This window comes from Nostoc sp., assembly GCF_054880495.1.
In genome coordinates, this window is record NZ_JBTYKD010000193.1 from 1 (window position 1) to 4,118 (window position 4,118).

Genomic DNA, 4,118 nt, shown 5'->3' on the forward strand with positions numbered 1-4,118 from the left:
TGCAATTAATGTTGACTGCGACTAAAGTCGCACGAGCCGTTTCCCTCTCAGCACTGAAGTGTCTGAGTTTCCCACATCCCGCGAGGTTCTATGACTAATTGTGGTTTTCCCCAGAGGATGTTCTCCTGCTTGTAAATGGCAATTCCCGGTTTTGCTCCTTTGGGTTTGTAGACGTGTTTTGGCTGAGTGTAAACTACTGGCACTTGCTCACTCTGACGGGCGCGACTGTAGTAGGCGGCAAGATTAGCTACAAATTGCAAATCAACTTCTTCTGCAACAGCACCCGGTTCTAGACGTAATAGCAGATGGCTCCCTGGAATTTCTTGAGCGTGGAACCAGATGTCATAATCCCCAGCTACACGAAAGGTCAATTGGTCATTTTGGCGATTATTGCGACCGATTAATACTTCAAAGCCGCCGGGGGTAAGGTAACGATGAAAGTTGGTGCTGGGAACTTCATTGGCGCTGCTCTTGCGGTATTCTGGATCTTCTAAATACTTTTGTCCAATCAACTCTTCGCGGATTTCTTCTAAAGCTCGCAAATCTTCTGCTGTTTGGTAGGTGTCTATCTGAGCGATCGCAGCTTCTACTTGTTCTAAATACTCAATTTCTGTCTGCACTGACAAAAGTAGCGGTTCGACAGCAGCACGAGCGCGTTTGAGCTTTTGGTGCTGTTTGTAAAGACTTTGGGCATTTTGGACAGCATTTTTATCTGGTTGGAGAGCGATCGCTACTGGCAAATTTGTCTCAAAATCAGCAAGGATAATTTCTTTCATCCCCGGTTCCCAGTTTTGCAGGTGAGCCATTAATAAATCAGCTTTTTGGCGATACTCATCGGCTTGATCTGATTGCTGCAAGCGCGTCTTAAAGGTTTGAGCTTTATTGCCTAACTTCGCTAGAATATTATGCAATTTCTGGCTCAACTGATGGCGCAATTGGGAAAATAACTGTTGGTTAATCTGGTTACTGTAGTAGCGGTTGAGTAACTCCTGGATATCTTTGACCTTTTCAACTGCACCCCAACCCATTACGGTGTAACCATCTTTTGTCCAAGCGGGTTTAAATTTACTGGAATGCAAGGCTTGCAACCATTCTTGCCAGCGCTCAAATAGTTGTTGCCAATCGTTAGGGTTAAGGCTATCGGTGGATGTTTCTGGTGTAATATTTGCTTCTAGCAGCATTAACTCCAGTAGGGCTGCACTCAAACCACTATAACTTTTCAGCAATTGCCGCTTGATTGCTCCTGGCACTAAACTTACCCGTTCTTGCCAACGTTCTTGGGATTCACTCAAACTGGGGACAAGCCCAGTTAGTTTTGGTGGTGTTTCATAAAATTGTCCGGTTTGGATGGGACGAACACTAGATTGTTGCTGACTGACTTGATGGGCTGCGGTGATAATTATATTGCTGGCGTCGGTGAGAATGACGTTGCTATACTTGCCCATGATTTCTGCATAGACATGATACAGGGCGCTTTCTCCGGGACGACGGGCAAATTGCAAATCAATCACCCGCTCCCAAGGTGCGATTGCTTCAATTCCTACCAGTGCCAAACCACCCAATTGGTGTATCAGTTGTTGGCTAAAGGTAAAAGTATCTGGCGATCGCGGTGGTGGATCACCGATACAAATATGTGCAGCTTGGGGATGCCAAGAAATTTGTAGCCAATCCCGTTGTTTCAGGGTGCGTAATGCTATAGCAATAGTGTAGCGATCGCGCTGATAAACCTGTTCTGTCCGCGAGGGCAGCCAGTTAGTGCGGATTTCGCTACAAGTAGCTGTAAGGGTGGTGAAGTCAACTGGTTGCATAGCCGTTCGCGTTCAAAGGTCGATGCTCAGTATAGTTCTATCTATTGATATTAGCTCCGGTGTAGCCTGCCTTTTCTACGAGATGCAATCGCGTTCGGCATCTAGTTATCAGTTGGAAAGGCTATTTATGGTGTTGTCTGTGATGATTGCAGTTGCTTTATTAGTTCGGATGAATTTTTGGGTATTTCCCTATTCAAGTTGTTGCCTAAGCGATGGTGTTAGAATCATTAGTCCTCTAACAACCTCTTCAGGAGTAGCCGTACCATTGATTATCTTTGGTGCGATAGTCATCACTTCCAAAGCCAGGTTTGTTGGAATTCCCTTTGCTTCTAACCGCTTCAATTCCAAAACGTCAATACCTGCTATTAATCCATCCAAATACTCTTCTACAGTCACTCCCAAATCTTCAATTTCCAACATGAGTATAATTTCCGGTTTTTTTGTTCGGCGTTTCAGACGATACCTTTAGTTGACTCAAAGCGATCGCTATTTTTCCCATGATTTCCGATAGCTGAAACGCTTATTCTAAAGAGGTATGTGTAGAGACGCAAACTTTACGTCTCTACAAAAGTTATCGGGATGTAGATGATCTTATCCAAACAGTATTGGGTTAGTTTGAAGGTTATTTAGTGAGCAATACCGATTCTTTGACTGGTTGTTGCAGTTGGGTATAAAGTTCAATCAACTGAGTTGCTACGCCATGCCAACTAAACTTGCTTTCGACGCGCTTTCTGCCGGCTTTACCCAATTCGTCTCGCCACTCTGGATTTAAGAGAATTCGGTCAATGGCAGACGCAAAGGCATCTACATCTTGTGGTGGTGCCAATAAACCAGTTTCTTCATCAACCACAGTAAACTGAAGTCCGCCGACATCGCTAGCTACAACTGGTGTACCGCTTGCCATCGCTTCGATCGCTACGAGTCCAAAAGGTTCGTAGTGACTGGGAACAACGCAAACATCGGCAGCTGCATAATAAGTTGGCAAAATATCTTGACTGAGACGACCTGCAAAGATGGTAAAGTCGCTCATCACCAATTCATTAATGATTTGCTCAATGCGATCGCGTTCTATGCCGTCGCAATTACCTGGAGTACTACCACCACCAATAATTAGCTGGAGATTATTGGAGTCACGTAGCCCAGACTCGTTTACTGCACGCACCAAGGTTTCTATCCCTTTGCGTGGGTCAAAACGTCCTACATATAATACAACTTTCGCTTCTTTGTCAATACCCAATTCATGTCTGGCTGCTTCTCGCGCAATCGAACCAAAGCGCTGAATATCTGTACCACAGGGAATGATGTCGATATTGCCTTTAGTGGAAACTAGCGATCGCATATGTTCCTTTTCTTGCGGACTTGTCGCGACAATTCGCTCTGCTGTTTCCAACACCTCTTTTTCCACTGCTAATCGCACACTAGCAATCAGGGGAATATTTTCTTTTTCTATAGTGTTGTATTTGACTGCTCCTAATGAGTGGTATGTGTGAACCTGTTTACTCTCTTGGATTTTTTTTAACTCCATTCCCACCCAACTAGAGAGCCAGTAGTTAGTGTGAACTAACTGATATGTAATGTCATTTTTTACTTGAAATGTGAGCAAATTATCCACAAATTCTGGCAGATACTCAAAAATATCATCTCGTGGCACAAACTCAAGCGGGCCAGCTTTTAAACGAATAGTTCGACAATTGTCGCTGTGTTGAACAATCAAGTCTTGCTCCAGACTCACCTTGCGGGTAAACATATCAACTTGCCAACCCAGCCGCGCTAGTGCTTCACCCACGTAGCGCACATAAACATTTTGTCCCCCAGCTTCTTCTTTCCCTATTTCAACCGCCGGGTCCCCGTGGACGGAAATCAAGGCGATACGTTTTTCGGTAGTAGAGTTCATAGTTTGTGTGTTGCTGATTTTAACAAAGTTTTAAGCTATTCCAGGTTCGTGTTTAGCACACTTATCGGAATTATTTAAAAACTTTGATTAATATTTATTTTAATTTAATATGTCTAATATTTTTTATCTCTTCTGCCAAAAGTATGCTTTTAAATTAAGTGTTTGGATTTAATTTATTTAAATATACGAATTTTCTATATTTATTATATCTCATACTTTTGATAGATGAAAATTAATTTTTTTCATTTGGTTAATGCAAATATAATTCCATAAATATAGCAATCCTATAGGACTAGTATTTGATTTTTGAAATCCACGTAGTGGACCCTCTAGGCTAAAATAGTGCATTAGACGTAGGTTGGGTGGAGGCTTTGCGTAACCCAACTGATTATCAGGATGTTAGGTTACGCAAACCC

At 43.0% G+C, this 4,118-nt stretch carries 3 protein-coding genes; all 3 read right to left on the reverse strand.

Translation table 11 applies throughout. From position 1 onward, the window contains the following. Positions 1-47: 47 nt before the first annotated feature. The 3 genes from ACYTXL_RS18480 to ACYTXL_RS18490 all read right to left on the reverse strand — a co-directional run bounded on the left by ACYTXL_RS18480 (position 48) and on the right by ACYTXL_RS18490 (position 3,702). A complete protein-coding gene (locus ACYTXL_RS18480; RefSeq protein WP_461926017.1) occupies positions 48-1,808 on the reverse strand; it encodes an Rqc2 family fibronectin-binding protein in 1,761 nt (586 codons plus the stop codon). A gap of 189 nt (positions 1,809-1,997) precedes the next feature. Beyond that, positions 1,998-2,228 carry a hypothetical protein gene (locus ACYTXL_RS18485; RefSeq protein WP_461926018.1) on the reverse strand — a complete coding sequence of 77 codons (231 nt, stop codon included), beginning with the start codon at positions 2,226-2,228 and terminating at the stop codon, positions 1,998-2,000. 202 nt (positions 2,229-2,430) lie between these two features. After that, positions 2,431-3,702 (reverse strand): glycosyltransferase family 4 protein, encoded by a 1,272-nt coding sequence (locus ACYTXL_RS18490; protein WP_461926019.1) that lies wholly within the window; start codon positions 3,700-3,702, stop codon positions 2,431-2,433. Between the last annotated feature and the right edge of the window lie 416 nt (positions 3,703-4,118).